Consider the following 22062-nt stretch of genomic DNA (forward strand, 5'->3'; position numbering starts at 1 on the left):
ATGTTTAAAGGTGGAATGGGTAACATGATGAAGCAAGCGCAGCAAATGCAAGAGCGCATGCAAAAAGCCCAAGAAGAAATCGCAACGATGGAAGTGGTTGGTGAAGCCGGTGCTGGTTTAGTAAAAGTAACCATGCTTGGTAACCACAATGTTCGTCGTGTTGAGCTTGATGAAAGCTTAATGGAAGACGACAAAGACATGATTGAAGATTTACTAGCAGCAGCGTGTAATGATGCTGTTCGCCGTGTTGCTGAAGAAACTCAAGAGCGCATGGGCAAAGTAACAGGTGGTATGCAATTACCACCTGGTATGAAAATGCCGTTCTAAGCAACTATGCAACTTTCAGATAGTTTAACATCGCTGATAGAGGCACTTCGTTGTCAGCCAGGTATTGGCCCGAAATCTGCTCAGCGTATTGCATTTCATTTATTAGAGCGCGACCGTAAAGGCGGCGCTCAGCTTGGTAATGCGCTAACAAAAGCGATGACGGCTGTAGGGCATTGTCAGTCGTGCCGTACGTTTACCGAGCAAGCGCAATGTGATATTTGCTTAAGCACTAAGCGCCAAGACAGTGGCATTTTATGTGTGGTTGAGTCGCCTACAGATGTGTTAGCGATTGAACAAACAGGCCAATACAAAGGACTCTACTTTGTATTAATGGGGCATTTGTCACCGATTGATGGCATAGGCCCTAAAGAAATTGGCCTGGACGTGCTTGAACAAAAACTTGCGCACGGCGGTATTAATGAAGTTATATTAGCCACTAACCCAACGGTTGAAGGTGAAACAACGGCTCATTATATTGCCCAGCTTTGTCATAAATACAAAGTGGGTGCATCGCGAATAGCTCATGGTATTCCTGTGGGTGGCGAGCTTGATTTAGTCGATGGCACAACCTTAATGCATGCATTTAGTGGCCGGCGCTTAGTCAGCCATGAATAGTTTATTTTAAGCTTAACTATTTGAACTTACTTTAAAAGCCTACATACATGTTGTAGGCTTTTTTATTGGCTTTGATTGCAATATAAATAAAACTTAAGGATGGTATGGCTGCAATAACCCAAAGTGCTAATGTGATTGTTGATGACTTTATCGCACCTGTTTGCCATGAACACATAAAAATTATTTATCAAGATGATGATATTTTGTTGATCAATAAACCTAGCGGTTTGTTAAGTTTGTCGGGTAAAAACCCTCTTAACTGGGATTCGGTTCACTATAGGCTTGTCAATGGTCAGCAAGGCGTTACCGCAGCGTTTCCTAAAGCGATATTACCTCATCGTTTAGATTTGGGCACCTCAGGAGTAATGGTGGTGGCACTTAACGAGCAAGCAGTTAAAGCACTGAATCAGCAATTTCAATCCAGAAATGTTAAAAAATATTACCGTGCAATGCTCGCGGGTCTGGTTTCTGAGCCTCAGGGAGAAATTACTGCGCCAATAGCAAAAGATAAAATGTTATTTCCGAAAGTAAAAATTTGCCACCAGAGCGGCAAACCCGCGCAGACTCAATTTAAAGTGGTTAAACGTTTTTACAAAGAGCAAAAAACCTTGGTCGATTTTACTCCTATAACTGGACGCACTCATCAACTTAGGATACATAGCCTAACGTTTGGCCACCCCATACTCGGCTGTGATTTATATAAAAATGATTGCAGTGAGCAAAGAGCTCAACGGTTATTATTGCATGCCAGCGACTTATTTTTTGTGCATCCACGCACTGATAAGCCAATGCACGGGCATGCCGCAACGCCTTTTTAGTTGATTAAGCCCTTTAAAGTGTCTTTGAATGAGGTTTTTTATTTTTTTTACTTGAACTTCTCACGGCTCACCCCATATTAAGTGCATAACGCAGACACTTTGCAAATTGGAGATACATAAATGACTGCAGCACAAAAAGAAACATTAGGCTTTCAAACAGAAGTAAAACAACTATTAAACTTAATGATTCACTCGCTTTATTCAAATAAAGAAATCTTTTTACGCGAGCTTGTATCAAATGCATCTGACGCAGCCGATAAACTGCGCTTTTTAGCTCTTTCAAACGGTGACCTTTATCAAGGTGATGCGGATTTACGCGTACGTATAAGCGCCGATAAAGACGCTAACACAGTAACCATTTCTGATAATGGTATTGGTATGACGCGTGATGAAGTGATCAGCTCATTAGGCACCATTGCTAAGTCGGGTACGGCTGAATTTTTCAAAAACTTAACAGGCGATCAAAGTAAAGATTCACAGCTTATTGGCCAGTTTGGTGTTGGTTTTTACTCAGCATTTATTGTTGCTGATGAAGTGACTGTTCGTACTCGTAAAGCAGGAGAGACTACAGCGGTTAAATGGCAGTCAAAAGGTGAAGGCGAGTACACGCTACAAGAAATCGAAAAAGAAGGCCGTGGTACAGACATTATTTTACATCTTCGTGAAGAAGAAAATGAATATGCAGATGAGTGGCGTCTTCGCAGTATCGTCACTAAATACTCTGATCATATTTCTACACCAGTACAAATGTACAAGGCAGAAGTACCTGAGTCTGAAGGTGAAGATGGTGAAAAAATCCCAGCTGTTCCAGGTGAGTGGGAAAGCATTAACCGTGCAACTGCATTGTGGACACGTGACAAATCAGAAATCTCTGAGGACGAATACAAAGAGTTTTATAAGCATGTAAGCCACGACTGGGAAGATCCGCTTAGCTGGGGACATAATAAAGTTGAAGGTAAAACTGAATACACCAGTTTGTTATACATTCCAAAAAAAGCACCTTTTGATTTATGGAATCGTGAGCGCCAAAGTGGTTTAAAACTTTATGTTCAACGCGTGTTTATTATGGATGACGCTGAACAGTTTATGCCAAGCTACTTACGTTTTGTTAAAGGCTTATTAGACTCAAACGATTTACCACTAAACGTATCGCGTGAAATTTTACAAGACAACAAAGTTACCCAAGCTATTCGTAAGGGGTGTACGTCGCGTATTATTAAAATGCTTGAGCGTATGGCTAAAAACAAAGCCGATGATTACCAAACATTTTGGAATGAATTTGGTCAGGTAATGAAAGAAGGGCCTGCAGAAGATGCGGCCAACAAAGAAAGCATTGCTAAATTATTACGCTTTTCATCAACGCATACCGACTCAGAAACTCAAGATGTTTCACTTGAGCAATACATTGAGCGCATGAAGGACAGCCAAGATAAAATTTACTATGTGGTTGCTGACTCATTCATTGCTGCTAAAAATTCACCACACTTAGAAATCTTCCGTAAAAAAGGCATTGAAGTATTATTGCTAAGCGATCGTGTAGATGAGTGGATGATGAGCCATTTAACGGAATTTGGCGAAAAGCAATTTCAGTCAATTACCCGCGGTGATCTAGATTTAGGCAAGCTAGATGACGAAGAAACTAAAAAAGCACAAGAAGAGTCTGAAAAAGAAGTTGCAGGCTTGGTTGAGCGTATCAAAACTGCATTAGGAGATGATGTTAAAGATGTACGCTTTACTCACCGCTTAACCGACTCACCAGCGTGTGTAGTGAGTGATGACAATGACATGAGTTCGCAAATGCAAAAGTTAATGGAGTCAGTAGGCCAAGCTGTTCCAGAAGCTAAGCCTGTGTTTGAATTAAACCCAGAGCATCAACTGGTTAAGCATTTAAATGGTGAGCAAGACGAAGATAAGTTTGCACAGTGGTCACATGTACTACTAGACCAAGCCTTGCTTGCAGAGCGCGGTACGCTTAAAGATCCAACTGGATTTGTAACTCGCTTAAATAAACTTATGCTTGATTTAAGCAAATAAGTATTAAAAATCAATGATTGAGTAAAAAGGGAACGTCTGTTCCCTTTTTTATGCGCTGCTGTATAGACAATTAGTATAAGTTACTTGAGTATCTGCAGCGCTTATGGAAGAATTCAGACTTTAAAATAAACTCTCATATTAGGGGACAATGATATGCGCATTATTCTTTTGGGCGCGCCGGGTGCAGGTAAAGGTACTCAAGCTCAGTTTTTAATGGATAGATACGGTATTCCACAAATTTCTACCGGTGATATGCTACGAGCTGCAATTAAAGAAGGCACACCACTTGGCCTAGAAGCAAAAAAAGTAATGGACGCAGGTCAGCTTATTTCTGACGATATTATTATTGGCCTTGTTAAAGAGCGTATTGCAAAACCAGATTGTGAGAAAGGCTTCTTACTAGATGGTTTCCCACGTACAATCCCACAAGCTGATGCTATGAAAGAAAATGGCGTTGTGGTTGATCACGTTATTGAATTTGATGTTGCTGATGAAGTTATTGTTGAGCGTATGGGCGGACGTCGTGTTCATCCAGGTTCTGGTCGTGTTTACCATGTTGTTTACAATCCACCAAAAGAGGAAGGTAAAGACAACGAAACAGGTGAAGAACTTATTATTCGTGCAGATGATACCGAAGAGACAGTTCGTAAACGCTTAGGTATTTACCATGAGCAAACAATGCCATTGGTTGACTACTACCAAGCAGAAGCGAAAGCGGGTAACACGCAGTACCATAAACTAGACGGTACACAAGCGGTTGAAGCAGTAAGCAAGCAACTAGCTGAGCTTTTAGGTTAATTTTTATCTAAAATTAAAAACATAATTAAAAAAACCGCTTCATAGCGGTTTTTTTATTATTTGAAATTCGACCCTTAGAGCGTTTTAAGCTTTTCAATAACGCTATCGTATTCAGGCTCAGTTGATAAACTACTAACTAATTGCTTATAAATAACTTTATGGCTTTTATCTAAAATAAACACCGCGCGGGTAAGTAAGCCCATATCTTTAATTATTAAGCCATACTTTTGGCCAAAATCACGCCATACAGAATCAGAAAGCGTCGTCACTTTATCGATATTTTCGGCCTTACAAAAACGCTTTTGCGCAAACGGTAAATCGGCACTAATGGTGAGCATGGCTACACCAGGAAATTGCTGGGCGACTTTTTCATTAAAGTGCTTAGTTTGTAAGCTACAAATACCGGTATCTAAGCTTGGAACAACACTAATTAATACTGCTTGACCTTTATAATCTTCTAACGTAACTGCAGTAAAACTGTCATTAACTACTTTAAAATTAGGGGCATCTTCACCTACGATAAGGCCTTTACCTAATAATGTCACTGGTTTACCTTGTGCGGTTACTTTTCCTGCATCGAGTGTGTTTTCTGGTAAGTCTGCGGCAAAACTGGCACAGCAAAATAGGCTTAATGCAAAAGCTAATGTACGACGCATGGAATTTTTTCCTTTTAAATTAACGTAATAGTTGTGAGTGTATTATAATGTAGATAAGTAACCAAGCAGAATAATCCATAGCTTTATTTTGCCTAAAATTGTAAATAAGCAATACATTGATTACTATATATAAGAAATAGGTATTGTTTTATGTATCTGTGGCTTGTTTTATACGCTTAAAATTACACCCCGTTTTAAAATAGTGAGATTGTATGTCAACATCGGTTTTAATATGTGATGATTCAAAATTAGCACGACGTCAGTTGGCTCGCTCCTTACCCGATGATTGGGATATTAAAGTTGAATTTGCATATGATGGTGTCGACTGCATAAAACAGCTCACTAAATCTCCCCCTGAAATTCTTTTCCTTGACTTAAATATGCCAGAAATGGATGGTTATGAAGTATTAACGGCCATGAAAGATCAGGGACTCAATGTATTAACTGTAGTGGTATCTGGCGACATTCAACCGAGTGCGCATCAACGTGTACTTGAACTTGGCGCCATAGATTTTATTCAAAAGCCATGTTCCTCCGAAAAGCTCGCCGCCATCATTGAACACCATGGTATTAAAGATAAAGCGTTACGAGAGCGGCTCTCCAATGCGCTTGGTGAGCAAGTTGACCCTGATGTACGTGACGTCTACCAAGAACTCACTAATGTTGCTATGGGGCAAGCGGGAGACCTACTTGCAAGACTGCTCAATGTGTTCGTTAAATTACCTATACCTAATGTAAATGTTTTAGAAGTTAGCGAACTCGATATGGCGTTGCGTTCAGTTGACAACAGCAGCACTACATCGGGCATCTGCCAAGGTTTTATTGGGGGCGGTGTCTCTGGTGAGGCGCTACTGCTACTAAACGACTCTAGTTTTAAAGAAATTGCATCTTTAATGAATTACGACGGTGAACTTAACGATAAGGTTGAGTTAGAGCTGTTAATGGATATTAGTAATATTCTGATAGGTGCTATTTTAACTGGTTTTTCAAAGCAGCTTGATATGACTTTCTCTCAAGGCCACCCAATTGTATTGGGGCAGCATCGTGACGTGTCAGAGCTGGTAAAATCAAATAAAGATCGTTGGCAGCGAACACTCGCCATAGAAATTAGTTACGGTATTGAAAATCATGATATTAGTTGTGATTTAATGTTGCTCTTTACTGAAGATTCACTCAAAACTTTAAAATATAAAGTTGCCTATCTGCTGGAAGATTAAATATTTATGCCTGCTGATTTAGATTTAAATGAAATCCATTGGTTAATGGACATGTTTAATACGGTTGATGTAGGCCTTGTAGTGCTTGATAGAGACTACAAGGTGTGCGTGTGGAATGGCTTTATGGAAAATCATTCAGGGCTGTTACCCAGTGCTGTAAAAGATAAAGACTTGTTTGATCTATTCCCAGCCATTGATGAAAAATGGTTTAAGAGTAAAGCAGAATCCGTGTTTGTATTAAAAAATCGCTCATTTACTATTTGGGAACAACAGCCGTATATTTTTCGCTTTAAAAACTATCGACCTATTACTGGTAAAGCAGATTACATGTATCAGAACGCAACATTTATCCCGCTGACCAACACGCGAGGCGAAGTGGCGCATATTTGCATTATTCTCTACGACGTGACTGATATTGCGGTGAACAAAAAAGAGCTTGAAGAGTTAAACAAAAAATTAGAGCGAGTTAGTCAAACCGACAGCCTTACCCAGCTTGCAAACCGAGGACATTGGGAGCATTTGTTGCACCAAGAATTTTTACGTACTAAGCGCAGTGAAGGCTGTTGTTCGTTATTAATTTTTGATATTGATCACTTTAAAAAGGTAAACGATGACTTTGGCCACAGTGCAGGAGATGAAGCACTTCGTCATATAGCGAGTTTACTGAGAACTGCATTGCGTGAAACAGATATTGCTGGGCGCTACGGTGGTGAAGAGTTTGTTGTTACTTTGTTAGATACCGATAAACAAGGGGCGATTGTATTTGCTGAGCGCTTACGCCAATTAATTGAAACCTCACCCGCTAAATACAAAGAGCATACAGTACATATGGCCATTAGTGTGGGTATTGCTTGCTTTGACAACGAATTTAAAGATCATGAACGTTGGATTGAAGCTGCCGATAAAGCACTTTATCACTCAAAAGAAAATGGACGAAATAGAGTGTCGGTATACGCTGATATAAAAAATGATGCATAAGCATCATTTTTTAATTGGGAGGTAAAATTAGTAAATCAGTTTTGAGTAAACGCATTATTTTCTCTGCAGTATTACCAATCAGCTTTGCTTTAATCCCAACATTTCCTACAGAACCTATAATCACTAAATCAGCATTAAACTTAGCTGCTAAGCTTGGGATCACCTGCTCGGGTAATCCTGCTTTAATGTGAAGCTTATCGCGTAAGTTGTTATCTGTTATAAGGGCCTGCTGCGATTTCGGTAGTTTCTCAAACGCGTTTACTAGCTGTTCCTCAGAAAAAACTAAGCCTAAATCTCTTAATATTGGGGAAATATAGACAGTGTAGCCTGCATAAAATTCACAACCTGTTCGCTCTGCATACGCTAGTCCATATTTAACAATCGATTGATTAAGTTTAAGTTTTGCAGGCTTTTCGCTGGCTAAATCAAGTGCGGCGAGTATGTTGGTATGTTTGCGCCATTTGTTATCTGCTGCCAGATACAGTGCGATGGGTGTAAAGCGAATAAGTTGCCAATCAAGCTCGCTAAATTGGCTATCGCTATCGATATGGCGAGTTTTTATCACCATTTCATAATCATCGGTGTCAATATCTTCGTTAAGCCATTGTTCTGGGGCTTCATGCCATGCGGTTTGAAAGGTATAACTGCACCCGGCTAGTTCCGCTGCAATGAGTGGCTCCAACTGTGCTCTTAATGATGAAAGGCATTTATCTTGCAGCGCAAGTAATTGTTCTGGTGACAGAGAGAATAAAATGTTACCGGTTTCTTCAAAGCTAAAGGCAACAATATCAATATGCTTATCGCCTTGAAGTGCCTTTTGTTTCGCATGTTGCAAAGAGGTTTTTGCAAATTCAACCGAATCAATTAGTACAAGCAGCTTTTTTCTATCCATTATTTTTACTCTATTGTATGGCGTGAATCATCGATTGGGCATTGACCAATGGTTGAAATCTCGCCAGAATTTGACTCCTGTTCCAGTTTTACCTTAAAGCCCCATAGCCTGTAAAGGTGTTTTAATACCTCCCCATGGGAGTTGGCCAGTGGAATGGCATTATGAGGGATATATCGTAGAGTTAATGAGCGATCGCCTCGTAAGTCAACATCGTAAACTTGTATGTTAGGTTCATGATTACTAAGGTTATATTGTGCAGAAAGCGCTTCTCTAACCGCTTTGTAGCCATTATCGTCGTGAATAGCGCCTATTTCTAAATGTGGGTTGCTGGTGTGGTCGACGATAGTGAACAATTTAAAGTCTCTAATTAATTTAGGTGATAAAAATTGGCTAATAAAACTCTCATCTTTGAAGTTTTGCATTGCAAAGTGCATGGTCTCTAGCCAGTCACTGCCAGCATGTTCAGGAAACCAGCGTTTGTCTTCTTCAGTTGGGTTTTCGCAAATACGACGTATATCTACCATCATATTAAAACCCAGCGCATAAGGGTTTATGCCAGAATAATAATCGCTATTGTAGGGAGGTTGATACACAACATTAGTGTGGCTTTGTAAAAACTCTAACATAAATGAATCGGTTAGTTTTCCCTCATCATATAAGTGGTTCAAAATAGTATAATGCCAAAAAGTGGCCCAACCCTCATTCATAACCTGTGTTTGTTTTTGTGGATAAAAGTACTGCGATATTTTTCGCACGATACGTACGATTTCTCGCTGCCATGACTCAAGTAAAGGGGCATTTTTTTCAATAAAATACAGAATGTTTTCCTGCGGTTCTTGCGGAAAGTGGCGCTCACGTTTTTTTGATTCTTGCTGCTGAGAGGGAATAGTACGCCACAGTTCATTAACTTGTGATTGTAAGTACTCTGCACGTTCTTGTTGACGTTTTTGTTCTTCAAATAACGAAATTCGCTGCGGACGTTTGTATCTGTCAACACCATAACTCATTAACGCATGGCAAGAGTCAAGTATGCTTTCTACTTCAGAAATACCGTATTTTTCTTCACAGCGGCTAATATAGTTTTTAGCAAACAACAAATAATCAATTATTGAGCCCGCATCAGTCCAGGTTTTAAATAAATAATTCCCCTTAAAAAAAGAGTTATGTCCGTAGCACGCATGCGCCATCACAAGCGCCTGCATCGGCAGAGTATTTTCTTCCATTAAATAGGCAATACAGGGGTCTGAGTTAATTACAATTTCATACGCAAGCCCCATTTGACCGCGTTTATAATTTTGCTCTGTTTGAATAAACTTTTTACCATAAGACCAGTGAGTATAACCAATGGGCATGCCTACGCTTGAATAAGCATCCATCATTTGCTCTGCGGTGATCACCTCAATTTGGTTAGGGTAGGTATCTAGCTTATAATGCTCAGCAACACGCGCAATTTCATCTTGGTATTGCTGAAGTAATTCAAAGGTCCAATCTGGTCCATCACTCATTCGCTTATTATTCATATTGCTACCTCGCTTTGGCTATGCAGCCCCTTGCTGTTGACGGCCTTTTTTAAATAGCTCCCTAAATATAGGGTAAATGTCTTCAACACCTTGAATATGTTGGATGGCAAAATTACTGTGAGTTTGACTAATGTTTTGATACTCGCGCCATAAGCTCTGATGGGCGCGGGTGGTAATTTCTATATAAGCAAAATATCGCACTGCGCTTAATAGTTTGTTTCGCAAAATATGCCCGCATTGTGGGGTGTCATCTGCCCAATTATCGCCATCGGATGCCTGCGCGGCGTATATATTCCATTCATCAGCATTATAGCGCTCTGCTATTATTTCGTTCATCAGCTTAAGCGCACTTGAAACGATAGTACCGCCCGTTTCTTGGGAGTAAAAAAACTCTTGTTCATCAACTTCTTTTGCTTGGGTATGATGACGAATATAGACAACCTCAATGTCTTTATAGCTGCGAGTTAAAAACTGATAAAGCAAAATATAAAAGCGTTTAGCCATATCTTTGGTGGCCTGATCCATTGAACCAGATACATCCATAATACAAAACATCACCGCTTTACTGGTTGGGTGCGGCTGCTTATTGTAGTTACGAAAACGCAAATCATAGTTATCAATAAACGGCACCGTTTTAATTTGCTGTTTGAGTATGTCGATTTCTTTTTGCAATAATGCCACGGCAGCTTTGTCGCAGTGAGGTTGTTCAAGTAGCAATGCGAGTTGTCCTTCAAGCTCACTAAGACGGCGTTTTTTACCTGCGGTCATCGCAATGCGACGAGCTAAAGAGCCTTGTAACGAACGAACAACATCAATATTACTAGGCATACCATCACTACAAAACCCAGCACGATGCGTTTTCATCTGTACGAGCTTATCGAGCTGGTTCTCTTGTAAATTAGGAAGCGCTAAGTCTTCAAATAACAAATCAAGGTATTCATCTTTAGAAATAGAGAAAACAAAATCATCTTGGCCTTCGCCAGAGTCACTCGCTTCGCCTTCGCCCGCACCACCGCCTTGTCCACCTTTAGGTCGCTCTATTTTATCCCCAGTAGAGAACTGATCGTTACCTGGATGTATTTGCTCTCTATTTCCACCTTTGCCTTGATGAAAACTAGGCTCACTAATATCACGCTGCGGAATAGATATACTCTCCCCAGAGCTAGAGTCGGTGACGCTGCGTTTGTTTATAGCATCAGACACCGCTTCTTTAATTTGCTTTTTATAGCGCCTTATAAAACGCTGGCGATTAACCGTACTTTTATTTTTGCCATTTAAACGCCTGTCGATAAAATGCGCCATAATGACCTCCTAAAAACTGCAATTATGAAGGTTATTGCGATTTTCTAACCCGTAAATACCACTCAGATAGTAAGCGCACTTGTTTTTGGGTATAGCCTTTTTCAACCATACGGTTAACAAAGTCTTCATGCTTTTGCTGATCTTCAGCTGACGTTTTAGCATTAAATGAAATGACTGGGAGTAAGTCCTCTGTGTTTGAGAACATTTTTTTCTCAATAACAGTGCGTAGTTTTTCATAACTCGTCCACAGCGGATTTTTACCATTATTGTGAGCGCGAGCACGCAGTACAAAGTTAACAATCTCATTCCTAAAGTCTTTAGGATTAGAAATGCCCGCAGGTTTCTCAATTTTTTCGAGCTCAGCATTAAGCGCATCACGGTCAAATAGTTGGCCGGTATCAGGATCTCGGTATTCTTGATCTTGAATCCAAAAATCAGCATAAATTACATAGCGATCAAATATATTTTGTCCGTATTCTGAGTATGACTCTAGATAGGCGGTTTGAAGCTCTTTACCTATAAACTCAACATATTGTGGGATTAAATAGCCTTTTAAAAAGCTTAAATAGCGCTCTTCAACCTCAGCGCTAAATTGTTCACGTTCAATTTGTTGCTCAAGCACATAAAACAAATGTACAGGGTTGGCGGCCACTTCGGTGGTGTCAAAGTTGAATACGCGGGATAAAATTTTAAACGCAAAACGGGTTGAAAGACCTGTCATACCCTCATCTACTCCTGCGTAATCACGGTATTCTTGATACGACTTAGCTTTTGGATCGGTGTCTTTGAGTGTTTCACCATCGTAGACCCGCATTTTTGAGTAAATGCTAGAATTATCAGGCTCTTTTAATCGTGATAGGGTGGTAAATTGCGCTAAAATTTTAAGTGTTCCTGGCGCACAAGGGGCATTGTATAATTCACTGTGCTCAATCAACTTATCGTAAATTTTAATTTCTTCGGTCACTCTTAAGCAATATGGAACCTTAACGATATAAACACGATCTAAAAAAGCTTCGTTGTTTTTATTGTTTTTAAAGGTTTGCCATTCTGACTCGTTGGAGTGGGCGAGTATCATGCCGCTAAATGGCAAGGCACTTATGCCTTCTGTGCCATTATAGTTGCCTTCTTGGGTAGCTGTTAAAAGCGGATGTAACACTTTTATCGGTGCTTTAAACATCTCCACAAATTCCATTAAGCCCTGATTAGCCAAACATAATGCGCCAGAATAGGCATACGCATCAGGATCATTTTGTGCAAAATGTTCTAGCTGGCGAATATCTACTTTACCTACAAGAGCAGAAATATCTTGGTTGTTTTCGTCACCAGGTTCTGTTTTGGCAATTGCCACTTGATTTAAAATTGATGGGAAGCGTTTTACCACTCTAAACTGACTAATATCACCGTTGAATTCTTGTAAGCGTTTTGCAGCCCATGGCGACATGACCGTTTTGAGATAGCGAGACTTAATTCCGTATTCTTTTTCGAGCAGGTTTGCATCTTCAATGGGGTCAAATAATGCCAATGGATGGTCATTAACAGGAGAGCCTTTAATTGAGTAGATAGGCACTTGTTGCATTAAATACTTTAATTTTTCAGCAATCGATGACTTACCGCCACCAACAGGGCCAAGTAAATAAAGCACTTGTTTACACTCTTCTAAGCCTTGCGCAGCATGTTTTAAATAAGACACAATTTGTTCAATAGCGTCTTCCATGCCATAAAAATCGGCAAATGCGGGGTAACGTGCAACAACACGGTTCGAAAATAAGCGACTTAAGCGAGTATCGGTAGCAGTATCTACCATTTTAGGCTCGCCAATGGCCATTAGTAATCGTTCAGGTGCACTGGCATAAGCGGACTTATCGGTTTTACAAATTTCTAGAAATTCAGCAACACTGTACTCTTCTTCTTGTGTTGATTCATAACGCGCTTGGTAGTGATCAAAAATAGTCATAATGACCTCCTAAACCTACTTGGAAAATGTATTCACTATTTAAAGTCTAGTCACGAATTTAATTTTTTGTGCAATAAAATTAAAAATTTATATGAAAAATGATCATGATGCGCTTTTATAAAACAACCTACGTATAAACGCGATTAATGCAAATTGTAGGCATAAAAAAAGACGCCTAAGCGTCTTTTTTAAAAACTAGTATTAAACTAATTATGCGAAGTTAGCGTTCGCGAATTCCCAGTTAACAAGTGACCAGAAACCTTTAAGGTAATCTGGACGCACGTTACGGTAATCAATGTAGTATGCGTGTTCCCATAAATCCACAGTTAGGATTGGAGTAACACCTGCATCTGTTAACGGTGTTGCAGCGTTAGATGTATTAACGATGTCTAGTGAACCATCAGCTAGTTTAACTAACCAAGTCCAGCTTGAACCAAAGTTATTTACTGCTTTGTCGTTTAACGCGTCTTTAAATGCGTCAAATGAGCCCCATTTCGCGTTAATTGCATCAGCAACTGCACCTGTTGGAGCGCCACCGCCATTTGGAGATAGGCTGTTCCAGTAGAAAGTGTGGTTCCAGATTTGAGCAGCGTTGTTGAAAACACCGCCTTCTGAAGAACAAACGATTTCTTCAAGTGATTTACCTTCAAACTCAGTGCCTGGAATTAAACCGTTAAGTTTAGTCACATAAGTGTTGTGGTGTTTACCATGGTGAAACTCTAACGTTTCTTGTGAAATATGTGGCTCAAGTGCATCAATTGCATACGGTAGTGACGGTAGTTCAAATGCCATTTTTTATCTCCATCTTCTTTTGGTTGATAGTCTATTTAGTAATACGTAATGCCTGCACAAACAGGGCACTTATCTATACCAAACAGGAATATAGTGTTACTATAATTGTTGAGTATTTTACTCAAGTTTTAGCAAACAGCAATGCTATTGCTAAAGCTATTTAAGATTGAGGCTTTAATTGCCTATGTTAATCTATATATCTGAGGCCACAGTGAAACTTTTTCAAGGCCTAATGTGTTCGCTATCGTCATTTTGAGGTTGTAAATGGAAACCATCGATAAAATTAAACAGCAAATTGCTGAAAACCCAATCATCTTATACATGAAAGGATCACCAAAACTGCCTAATTGTGGTTTTTCTTCACAAGCATCACAAGCGTTAATGTCGTGTGGTGAACCGTTTGCTTATGTAGATATTTTACTTAATCCAGACATTCGTGCGGAGCTTCCTGCTTACGCTAACTGGCCTACTTTCCCACAACTTTGGGTTGAAGGTGAGTTAATTGGTGGCTGTGACATTATCATTGAGATGTTTCAACGTGGTGAATTACAACCGTTGATCACTGAAACAGCTGCAAAGCATAAACCTGCAGACGCTGAATAAGCGTTTAGGTTAAAAAAAGCTGCAATTTGCAGCTTTTTTTGTATTTAAGCTTCTAATTTTTGAATGCATAAACTCATTCTCTAAAGCCCTAAATAAACTCTCTTTAAAGATAAACCGGAGTTTAATCTAGTGAGCTGCTCGAATAATATTTTATAAAAACGTCTCATCATCAGCAATATCAAAGGTAAACTGCTAGTTAGCAAGAGTCCTAATTTGTATGCTTACTTTATCAATTAACACAATTAACACCTCCACTTTGATTTTTAATTACAAGCCATTCGTATAAAGCATTTAAGTCGATAAAAATAACAAGCAGGGTTCAGCTTTTATTACAAAGGTTAGTTTTTATAACTTGAGTATTTTATGTTGGCTGTCTTTTATTACCTGGCAGCTTTAACGCTAATGCTTATTAAAATAACAAATCACACCGTTGGCAAAGCAAATACTGATCAGTGAAATTAAAAATAAGCCAATAGTAAACACTCGAATACCTTAAAATTTTCATGTGATGTTGTATTTGAATAACATGTCAATTTTTATCTTGTTGAATTTATAGTGGTTTTAACTTTGTCCTTTCTGTTTTACATGTCCGCGGACATCAAAAGTGTCCGCTGCGGGCACTTTTTTGATTTGTCTATGGGGGAGGTGGGTTACCTCAACGTAAAGCAAAGCAAGTTGTTAATTAATGCATAACATGAGGATAACGTGTAAATCCATTGAATAAACTATGCGCTAATAGAAGCCGCTGTAATTACATGTCGTGTGCAGATGAATTACTAATACAGCACAAAAGAGGAAACGGCATATAGTGAATAGTTATTCATCTTTAGCTTGCTTTACGTTTACGTAAACTGCTCGCCGTGCATGTCTTTTGTTTACAAGTTTTTAAAAATAACACCGGTGTCAATCTATTTTTCGATTCGATATCCATGCAGATGTTAATATTTGGCATCGTTTTATGATTTTTAATTAAGTTGAAATATATTCAATATAATGAATATGTATTCATAAAAATATTGACTCAAGAGTGGAATAACGCTAATTTTGATCGTCTGTTAGCAAATCGTCGAGCCGTTCATCCACGTTAACAGCGCAGCAAGGGGAGGAGTCCATGTTATATGACTCAAAACTAGAAAAAGATAATTGTGGCTTTGGCTTAATAGCCCAAGTTAATAACCAAGCGAGTCACCGACTCATTCGTACGGCGATCACCGGTTTAGATCGCATGCAGCATCGCGGTGGTATTTCTGCTGATGGTAAAACAGGTGATGGCTGTGGATTGTTATTACAAAAACCAGACAGCTTCTTTCGTGCTATTGCTGCTGAGAATAATTGGCATTTGGGTAAAAATTACGCCGTTGGGATGATTTTCCTCAATGCAGATCCGGTATTAGCGCAAGCAGCTAAAGATGTTTTAAGCGAAGAACTAGAAAAAGAAACGCTAAATATTTTGGGCTGGCGTATAGTTCCAACCGATTCATCAATGTTAGGACCTATCGCTCTAAAACAATTGCCAGGGTTTGAACAAATTTTTATTAGTGCGCCAGAAGGTTGGCGTTCTAAGGATTTAGAACGCCGCTTGTATGTTGCACGTCGTCGTGCAGAAAAGCGTCTAATGGATGATGAGTCATTTTATATTGCGAGCTTATCTGGTCTAGTCACTATATATAAAGGCTTAATGATGCCTGCTGACTTGCCAAATTTCTATCTTGATCTTGCGGATATTCGCATGACCAGTGCTATTTGTGTTTTTCATCAACGCTTTTCTACAAACACACAGCCTCGCTGGCCTTTAGCGCAACCATTTCGTTATTTAGCGCACAATGGTGAAATTAATACTATTGAAGGTAATCGCCAATGGGCACGTGCCCGTTCTTATAAATTTGCTTCGCCACTTATTCCTGATTTACAAAGCGCAGCGCCGTTTGTTAATGAAACAGGGTCTGACTCATCCAGCCTCGATAATATGCTAGAGCTATTTTTAGCTGGTGGTATGGATTTATTCCGTGCGATGCGTATGTTAGTACCGCCAGCATGGCAAAAAAATAGAGCAATGGATGACGATTTACGCGCATTCTATGACTTTAATTCAATGCATATGGAACCATGGGACGGCCCTGCAGGCATTGTTATGTCGGATGGGCGTTTTGCAGCCTGTAATCTAGACCGTAATGGCCTGCGTCCTGCGCGTTACATCATTACTCAAGATGGTTTTATTACTTTAGCTTCGGAAGTGGGAATATGGGATTACACCGCTGACGAGGTGGTCGAAAAAGGACGCGTTGGCCCAGGTGAACTACTCGTTATTGATACAAAGCTTGGGAAAATTTGGCACTCAGATGAAATTGACCAAGATTTAAAATCACGTCATCCATATAAGTCTTGGTTAGAAGAAAACGTTAAGCGCTTAACGCCTTTTGAAGCACTGACTGAGCAAGATGCAGGTAATCGGTCATTCGATGATGCTACCCTTGCTAAATATCAAAAGATGTTTGGCTATACCAATGAAGAGCTAGACAGCGTTATTCGTGTAATGGGTGAAAATGGCCAGGAAGCAACGGGTTCCATGGGTGACGATACGCCGTTTGCCGTGCTGAGCGAAGGACATCGTTCACTCTTTGATTATTTCCGCCAAAAGTTTGCTCAGGTTACGAATCCGCCAATTGATCCGTTACGAGAAAACCATGTAATGTCGTTGGCAACGTGTATAGGCAGTGAGCAAAACGTATTTAATGAAACAACAGGGCATGCTAAACGCCTGCAATTTGATACCCCTATTCTAATGTATGCTGACATGCAGCAGCTACTAAATGCCGATGAAGCCCACTACAGTTACTGTAAGATTGACATTACTTACACCGTAGAAGAAGGCCTTGAAAACGCCGTTAAACGTGTGTGTGATGAAGCGCAAGAAAAAGCGGCATCAGGCTGCATCATGTTAGTGCTAACGGATCGTCATTTTGATGACAATCAGTTACCTATTCCTGCAGCTATGGCGGTAGGTGCGGTACAAAAGCGTTTAGTAGATAATAACTTACGCTGTGAGTCTAATATCATTATTGAGACCGGCAGTGTTCGCGATGCGCATCAATTTGCAGTACTGTTAGGTTTTGGTGCAACTGCAATTTACCCGTATTTAGCGTACGAGTCACTAGTGGCTATGAGCGATACCAAGGTAATTAATAAGTCATACTGCGAAGTGACACTGGCTTATCGTCAAGCAATTAATAAAGGCTTGTACAAAATCATGTCGAAAATGGGCATTAGCACCGTGGCTTCATATCGTTGTTCAATGTTGTTTGAAGCGGTTGGCTTATCGGACGCGATTGTTGAGATGTGTTTTAAAGGCGTTGCAAGTCGCATAAAAGGAGCGTGTTTTAGCGACTTTGATGACGATCAGCAAAGCTTGCATAAACTAGCGCTTAGTAAACGTAAATTATTGAGCCATGGTGGCTTATTTAAATACGTTCACGGGGGTGAGTACCATGCTTATAATCCTGATGTTATTCAAACGTTACAAAAAGCAGTGCGTAGTGGCGAGTATAGTGATTACAGTGAGTACGCAAAGCTAGTTAATCACCGTCCAGTCGCGACGTTGCGTGATATGTTGGCCTTAAAACTTCCAGAAAAGGGCATTAGCATTGATGACGTAGAGCCTGCCACTGAGCTTTATAAACGGTTTGACTCAGCAGCGATGAGTATTGGTGCATTATCACCAGAGGCGCATGAAGCACTTGCAATTGCCATGAATCGTTTAGGTGGCTGCTCAAATTCTGGTGAAGGTGGCGAAGACAAACTTCGTTACGGTACAGAAAAAAATTCACGGATCAAACAAGTCGCCTCGGGTCGATTTGGTGTCACGCCTCATTATTTACGCAATGCGGACGTCATTCAAATAAAAGTAGCCCAAGGCGCTAAGCCGGGCGAAGGCGGGCAGTTACCAGGTGAAAAAGTAACGCCTTATATTGCCAAGCTTCGTTACTCGGTACCGGGTGTGACACTTATTTCACCGCCACCGCATCATGATATTTACTCTATTGAAGATTTAGCCCAGCTTATTTTTGATTTAAAGCAAGTAAATCCAAAGGCACTGATTTCGGTAAAGCTGGTGTCTGAACCAGGCGTAGGAACAATTGCAACCGGTGTTGCAAAAGCGTATGCCGATTTAATTACTATCTCAGGCTACGATGGTGGCACGGGTGCAAGCCCCTTAACCTCGGTTAAATATGCAGGCAGCCCATGGGAGCTAGGCCTTGCTGAAACGCAACAAGCATTAGTAGAAAACGGCCTTCGTCATCGTATCCGCCTGCAAACAGATGGGGGTTTAAAAACCGGTCTTGATATTATCAAAGCAGCCATTTTAGGCGCTGAAAGTTTTGGTTTTGGTACCGGACCTATGGTGGCGTTAGGCTGTAAATACTTACGAATTTGTCACTTAAATAACTGTGCTACCGGTGTAGCAACCCAAGACGATACATTGCGTCAAAAGCATTATCACGGCTTACCAGAAATGGCGATGAACTACTTTAAGTTTATTGCTCAAGAAGCGCGTGAAATTATGGCAAGTTTAGGTGTTGCAAACCTAACCGATTTGATTGGTCGCTTAGATTTACTCGAAGCCATTGAAGGCAAAACAGCCAAGCAGCAAAAAATAGATTTATCAGCGGTTATCGCTCAGCCGAACAACCCAACGGGTGAAACTTTGTTTTGCAGTGCACCAAATAGCTCGCATTATTTAGGTGAGTTAAATGAGAACTTACTTGGTAAGGCACAAGAGGCAATAGATAACTCAAGCGGCATTTCATTAGTAAGTCGTATTTGTAATACCGACAGATCAGTAGGTGCCATGCTTTCTGGATATATTGCTGATAAACACGGTAATCAAGGCATGGCCGCAGATCCGGTGGTTATTGAATTACATGGTACAGCTGGTCAGTCATTCGGTGTATGGAATGCCGGCGGCCTTGAAATGACTTTAGTTGGTGATGCTAACGATTACGTTGGTAAAGGCATGGCCGGCGGTAAGCTAGTAATTCGCCCACCACTGGGTTCGTCATTTGAAAGTCATAAAGCAACAATTATCGGCAATACCTGTTTATACGGTGCAACCGGCGGTAAATTGTTTGCAGCAGGGTGTGCAGGCGAGCGTTTTGCTGTTCGTAACTCAGGAGTGCAAGCCGTTGTTGAAGGCGTTGGTGATAACGGTTGTGAATATATGACCGGTGGCGTGGTATGTGTACTTGGTAATGTAGGGGTCAACTTTGGTGCAGGTATGACCGGTGGTTTTGCTTATATTTTAGATGAACGAGGCGATTTTGAGAAACGCATTAACCCAGAGTTGGTTGAAGTGGTTACTTTAGATGAATTGAGTTCACATCAAGAGCATTTACGCGGCTTAATTGCTGATCATTTAGAACTAACAGGCTCATGCAGAGCAGAAACTATTTTAGCTAACTTTGAACTTTATTTACCAATGTTCAAATTAGTAAAACCTAAATCAAGTGACGTAAAAAGTTTACTCGGGCACCGCGCTCGTAGTAGCGCCGAACTTCGTGTTCAAGCGCAATAAGGGGGCAGTATGAGCGAAAATGTATATCAATTTATAGACGTGCAGCGTGTAGACCCACGCAAAAAACCAATCTCGTCGCGTAAAAAATCGTTTGTAGAAATTTATGAACCCTTTTCAGAGAATCAGGTTAATTCACAGGCAGATCGTTGTCTTGATTGCGGTAACCCCTATTGTGAGTGGAAATGCCCAGTACATAACTACATTCCACAATGGTTAAAGTTGATCCGCACAGGACGCATTTTAGAGGCCGCTGAGCTATCGCATCGCACTAACAGTTTGCCAGAAGTGTGTGGAAGAGTATGCCCACAAGATCGCTTATGTGAAGGCTCATGTACATTAGATGAAGAGTTTGGTGCGGTAACAATCGGTAATATTGAAAAATACATCACCGATACCGCGTTCAAAATGGGCTGGAAACCCGACATGTCCTATGTGACATGGACAGATAAAAAAGTGGCGATTATCGGTGCTGGGCCCGCAGGGTTAGGCTGTGCTGATATTTTAGTACGTAATGGCGTAAAGCCTGTGGTATTTGACCGTCACCCAGAAATTGGTGGACTGTTAACCTTTGGTATTCCTTCTTTTAAATTAGAAAAAGAAGTAATGCAAAAACGTCGCGAAATATTTACTGAAATGGGTGTTGAATTTAAGCTAAATGTTGAAGTGGGTAAAGACATTAGCATGGATGAAATACTTAATGAGTATGACGCCGTATTTTTGGGAGTGGGGACTTATCAGAGTATGCGTGCGGGGCTTGAAAACGAAGATGCTCCGGGTGTGCATGATGCACTACCGTTCTTAATTGGTAACACCAACCGCGTAATGGGCTACGATGAGTCTAAGCAAGCATGTATTGATATGGCAAATGAAAAAGTCGTTGTGCTAGGTGGTGGTGATACTGCAATGGATTGTGTGCGAACATCCATTCGTCATAATGCATTAAAGGTGACCTGTGCGTACCGTCGTGATGAAGAAAACATGCCTGGCTCAAAACGTGAAGTAAAAAATGCCAAAGAAGAAGGCGTGATTTTTACTTATAACGTTCAGCCAAAAGGAATTGTCCTTAATGATAAAGGCGCAGTTGCTGGCGTTAAAATGGTAAAAACTCAGCTTGGTGAGGCAGATGAAAACGGCCGCCGTCGTGCTGAAGAAGTCCCCGGATCAGAGCATATTATTGAAGCCACACAAGTGATTATGGCATTTGGCTTTAAGCCTCATAAAATGGACTGGTTAGAAAAATACGATGTAGAAATTAACCACTGGGGCGGTATTAATGCACCCGAGCAAGGTGAATTTACTCATCAAACTACTAATCCTAAGATATTTGCTGGTGGCGATATTGTTCGTGGTTCAGATTTGGTGGTTACCGCTATATTTGAGGGTCGTAACGCGGCTGAAGGCATTATGGATTATTTAAAAGTGTAAAAAATTCTTTTGTTAGAATGGAGTCAAAAGCAAACCTTCGGGTTTGCTTTTTTTATTCTCTCAGTTTTAAAAACAAGGGTAAATATTTATGGTTCATATAGTCGTTGTTTAAGGTCTATAAAAGGGACATAGATTTTGAACTAGCTATTTGCAATTATGAGATTTTACATATAAAAATGCCCGCTATACATAGATTGCGGGCATTTTTAAACGTGTTGTTAGTTAATCCATCGAGAAGTGATCAAGGCTCGGTTTCACTCTGGCTTGTCGACGTTTCACACTTTTATAGCAGATAACGTTACAAACAAGCTGTAGGCCAATAACCAACCAACTAAGTGTTATTAAGCCACTAATAGCTGTATTGTTAAAAACTAACATAACAGCAATAACAATATGTACAATTAATGCCACATTTAAGAAACGATATAAACTCTGCTTAAATTGTGTGTGTTTAAACTTACTAAAAACAGCCAAAAGTATACTGACTATCAGTAGCAGCCAGTTAATTGCTAAGCCAAAATAAATGACCGTTGTTTGCATTAAGGTATCCTCACCGTATCAA

The 22062-nt window shown here is 40.3% G+C and carries 17 protein-coding genes; 10 read left to right on the forward strand and 7 right to left on the reverse strand.

The features are described from left to right. The 5 genes from BW139_RS02375 (at window position 1) to adk (ending at window position 4592) form a co-directional block, all read left to right on the forward strand. The gene (locus tag BW139_RS02375) at window positions 1–327 is read left to right on the forward strand and encodes a YbaB/EbfC family nucleoid-associated protein (RefSeq protein ID WP_010388590.1); all 327 of its coding nucleotides are present in this window, start codon (window positions 1–3) and stop codon (window positions 325–327) included. Window positions 328–333: 6 nt separating this feature from the next. Then, complete coding sequence (gene recR / locus BW139_RS02380) at window positions 334–942, forward strand: recombination mediator RecR (protein ID WP_076918531.1); 609 nt, start codon at window positions 334–336, stop codon at window positions 940–942. Window positions 943–1046: 104 nt separating this feature from the next. Continuing rightward, window positions 1047–1760 (forward strand): RluA family pseudouridine synthase, encoded by a 714-nt coding sequence (locus BW139_RS02385; protein WP_076918532.1) that lies wholly within the window; start codon window positions 1047–1049, stop codon window positions 1758–1760. Between the two features lie 120 nt (window positions 1761–1880). Then, on the forward strand, window positions 1881–3794 hold the full coding sequence (gene htpG, locus BW139_RS02390; RefSeq protein WP_076918533.1) for a molecular chaperone HtpG: 1914 nt from the start codon (window positions 1881–1883) through the stop codon (window positions 3792–3794). Between the two features lie 153 nt (window positions 3795–3947). Further along, complete coding sequence (gene adk / locus BW139_RS02395) at window positions 3948–4592, forward strand: adenylate kinase (protein ID WP_008468042.1); 645 nt, start codon at window positions 3948–3950, stop codon at window positions 4590–4592. A gap of 74 nt (window positions 4593–4666) precedes the next feature. Here the strand turns inward: adk and tpx are convergent, their stop codons facing one another. Beyond that, window positions 4667–5248 (reverse strand): thiol peroxidase, encoded by a 582-nt coding sequence (gene tpx, locus BW139_RS02400; protein WP_008113169.1) that lies wholly within the window; start codon window positions 5246–5248, stop codon window positions 4667–4669. Window positions 5249–5460: 212 nt separating this feature from the next. Between tpx and BW139_RS02405 the strand changes: the two genes are divergently transcribed. Continuing rightward, window positions 5461–6465, forward strand: coding sequence for a response regulator (locus tag BW139_RS02405; protein ID WP_076918534.1), 1005 nt, complete (start codon window positions 5461–5463; stop codon window positions 6463–6465). Window positions 6466–6471: 6 nt separating this feature from the next. Beyond that, the gene (locus tag BW139_RS02410) at window positions 6472–7443 is read left to right on the forward strand and encodes a diguanylate cyclase (RefSeq protein WP_076918535.1); all 972 of its coding nucleotides are present in this window, start codon (window positions 6472–6474) and stop codon (window positions 7441–7443) included. A 10-nt stretch (window positions 7444–7453) separates the two neighbouring features. On the opposite strand, the gene BW139_RS02415 is transcribed toward BW139_RS02410, so the two are convergent. The 5 genes from BW139_RS02415 to BW139_RS02435 form a co-directional block, all read right to left on the reverse strand. Beyond that, a complete protein-coding gene (locus BW139_RS02415; protein WP_076918536.1) occupies window positions 7454–8335 on the reverse strand; it encodes a universal stress protein in 882 nt (293 codons plus the stop codon). A 5-nt stretch (window positions 8336–8340) separates the two neighbouring features. Then, the gene (locus BW139_RS02420) at window positions 8341–9855 is read right to left on the reverse strand and encodes a SpoVR family protein (protein ID WP_076918537.1); all 1515 of its coding nucleotides are present in this window, start codon (window positions 9853–9855) and stop codon (window positions 8341–8343) included. An 18-nt stretch (window positions 9856–9873) separates the two neighbouring features. Then, window positions 9874–11157 carry a YeaH/YhbH family protein gene (locus BW139_RS02425; protein WP_076918538.1) on the reverse strand — a complete coding sequence of 428 codons (1284 nt, stop codon included), beginning with the start codon at window positions 11155–11157 and terminating at the stop codon, window positions 9874–9876. Between the two features lie 31 nt (window positions 11158–11188). After that, the gene (locus BW139_RS02430; RefSeq protein WP_076918539.1) at window positions 11189–13111 is read right to left on the reverse strand and encodes a PrkA family serine protein kinase; all 1923 of its coding nucleotides are present in this window, start codon (window positions 13109–13111) and stop codon (window positions 11189–11191) included. A gap of 210 nt (window positions 13112–13321) precedes the next feature. Next, on the reverse strand, window positions 13322–13903 hold the full coding sequence (locus tag BW139_RS02435) for a superoxide dismutase (protein WP_008113157.1): 582 nt from the start codon (window positions 13901–13903) through the stop codon (window positions 13322–13324). A 264-nt stretch (window positions 13904–14167) separates the two neighbouring features. On the opposite strand from BW139_RS02435, the gene BW139_RS02440 reads away from it, so the two are divergent. The 3 genes from BW139_RS02440 (at window position 14168) to BW139_RS02450 (ending at window position 21500) form a co-directional block, all read left to right on the forward strand. Continuing rightward, on the forward strand, window positions 14168–14506 hold the full coding sequence (locus tag BW139_RS02440) for a Grx4 family monothiol glutaredoxin (RefSeq protein ID WP_008113155.1): 339 nt from the start codon (window positions 14168–14170) through the stop codon (window positions 14504–14506). Window positions 14507–15617: 1111 nt separating this feature from the next. Beyond that, window positions 15618–20075, forward strand: a complete 4458-nt coding sequence (gene gltB, locus BW139_RS02445) for a glutamate synthase large subunit (protein WP_076918540.1) — start codon at window positions 15618–15620, stop codon at window positions 20073–20075. Between the two features lie 9 nt (window positions 20076–20084). After that, on the forward strand, window positions 20085–21500 hold the full coding sequence (locus tag BW139_RS02450; RefSeq protein WP_076918541.1) for an FAD-dependent oxidoreductase: 1416 nt from the start codon (window positions 20085–20087) through the stop codon (window positions 21498–21500). A 222-nt stretch (window positions 21501–21722) separates the two neighbouring features. Here BW139_RS02450 and BW139_RS02455 read toward each other — a convergent pair whose 3' ends face one another. Beyond that, window positions 21723–22040 carry a hypothetical protein gene (locus BW139_RS02455; RefSeq protein WP_076918542.1) on the reverse strand — a complete coding sequence of 106 codons (318 nt, stop codon included), beginning with the start codon at window positions 22038–22040 and terminating at the stop codon, window positions 21723–21725. Between the last annotated feature and the right edge of the window lie 22 nt (window positions 22041–22062).

It is taken from the genome of Pseudoalteromonas sp. SK18, from assembly GCF_001974855.1.
Classification (GTDB): domain Bacteria; phylum Pseudomonadota; class Gammaproteobacteria; order Enterobacterales; family Alteromonadaceae; genus Pseudoalteromonas.

Excerpts from the sequence above, each read along its gene's own strand:
- BW139_RS02375 (WP_010388590.1), top strand. The coding sequence starts at position 1 with ATGTTTAAAGGTGGAATGGGTAACATGATGAAGCAAGCGCAGCAAATG.
- recR (WP_076918531.1), top strand. The coding sequence starts at position 334 with ATGCAACTTTCAGATAGTTTAACATCGCTGATAGAGGCACTTCGTTGT.
- BW139_RS02385 (WP_076918532.1), top strand. The coding sequence starts at position 1,047 with ATGGCTGCAATAACCCAAAGTGCTAATGTGATTGTTGATGACTTTATC.
- htpG (WP_076918533.1), top strand. The coding sequence starts at position 1,881 with ATGACTGCAGCACAAAAAGAAACATTAGGCTTTCAAACAGAAGTAAAA.
- adk (WP_008468042.1), top strand. The coding sequence starts at position 3,948 with ATGCGCATTATTCTTTTGGGCGCGCCGGGTGCAGGTAAAGGTACTCAA.
- tpx (WP_008113169.1), bottom strand. The coding sequence starts at position 5,248 with ATGCGTCGTACATTAGCTTTTGCATTAAGCCTATTTTGCTGTGCCAGT.
- BW139_RS02405 (WP_076918534.1), top strand. The coding sequence starts at position 5,461 with ATGTCAACATCGGTTTTAATATGTGATGATTCAAAATTAGCACGACGT.
- BW139_RS02410 (WP_076918535.1), top strand. The coding sequence starts at position 6,472 with ATGCCTGCTGATTTAGATTTAAATGAAATCCATTGGTTAATGGACATG.
- BW139_RS02415 (WP_076918536.1), bottom strand. The coding sequence starts at position 8,335 with ATGGATAGAAAAAAGCTGCTTGTACTAATTGATTCGGTTGAATTTGCA.
- BW139_RS02420 (WP_076918537.1), bottom strand. The coding sequence starts at position 9,855 with ATGAATAATAAGCGAATGAGTGATGGACCAGATTGGACCTTTGAATTA.
- BW139_RS02425 (WP_076918538.1), bottom strand. The coding sequence starts at position 11,157 with ATGGCGCATTTTATCGACAGGCGTTTAAATGGCAAAAATAAAAGTACG.
- BW139_RS02430 (WP_076918539.1), bottom strand. The coding sequence starts at position 13,111 with ATGACTATTTTTGATCACTACCAAGCGCGTTATGAATCAACACAAGAA.
- BW139_RS02435 (WP_008113157.1), bottom strand. The coding sequence starts at position 13,903 with ATGGCATTTGAACTACCGTCACTACCGTATGCAATTGATGCACTTGAG.
- BW139_RS02440 (WP_008113155.1), top strand. The coding sequence starts at position 14,168 with ATGGAAACCATCGATAAAATTAAACAGCAAATTGCTGAAAACCCAATC.
- gltB (WP_076918540.1), top strand. The coding sequence starts at position 15,618 with ATGTTATATGACTCAAAACTAGAAAAAGATAATTGTGGCTTTGGCTTA.
- BW139_RS02450 (WP_076918541.1), top strand. The coding sequence starts at position 20,085 with ATGAGCGAAAATGTATATCAATTTATAGACGTGCAGCGTGTAGACCCA.
- BW139_RS02455 (WP_076918542.1), bottom strand. The coding sequence starts at position 22,040 with ATGCAAACAACGGTCATTTATTTTGGCTTAGCAATTAACTGGCTGCTA.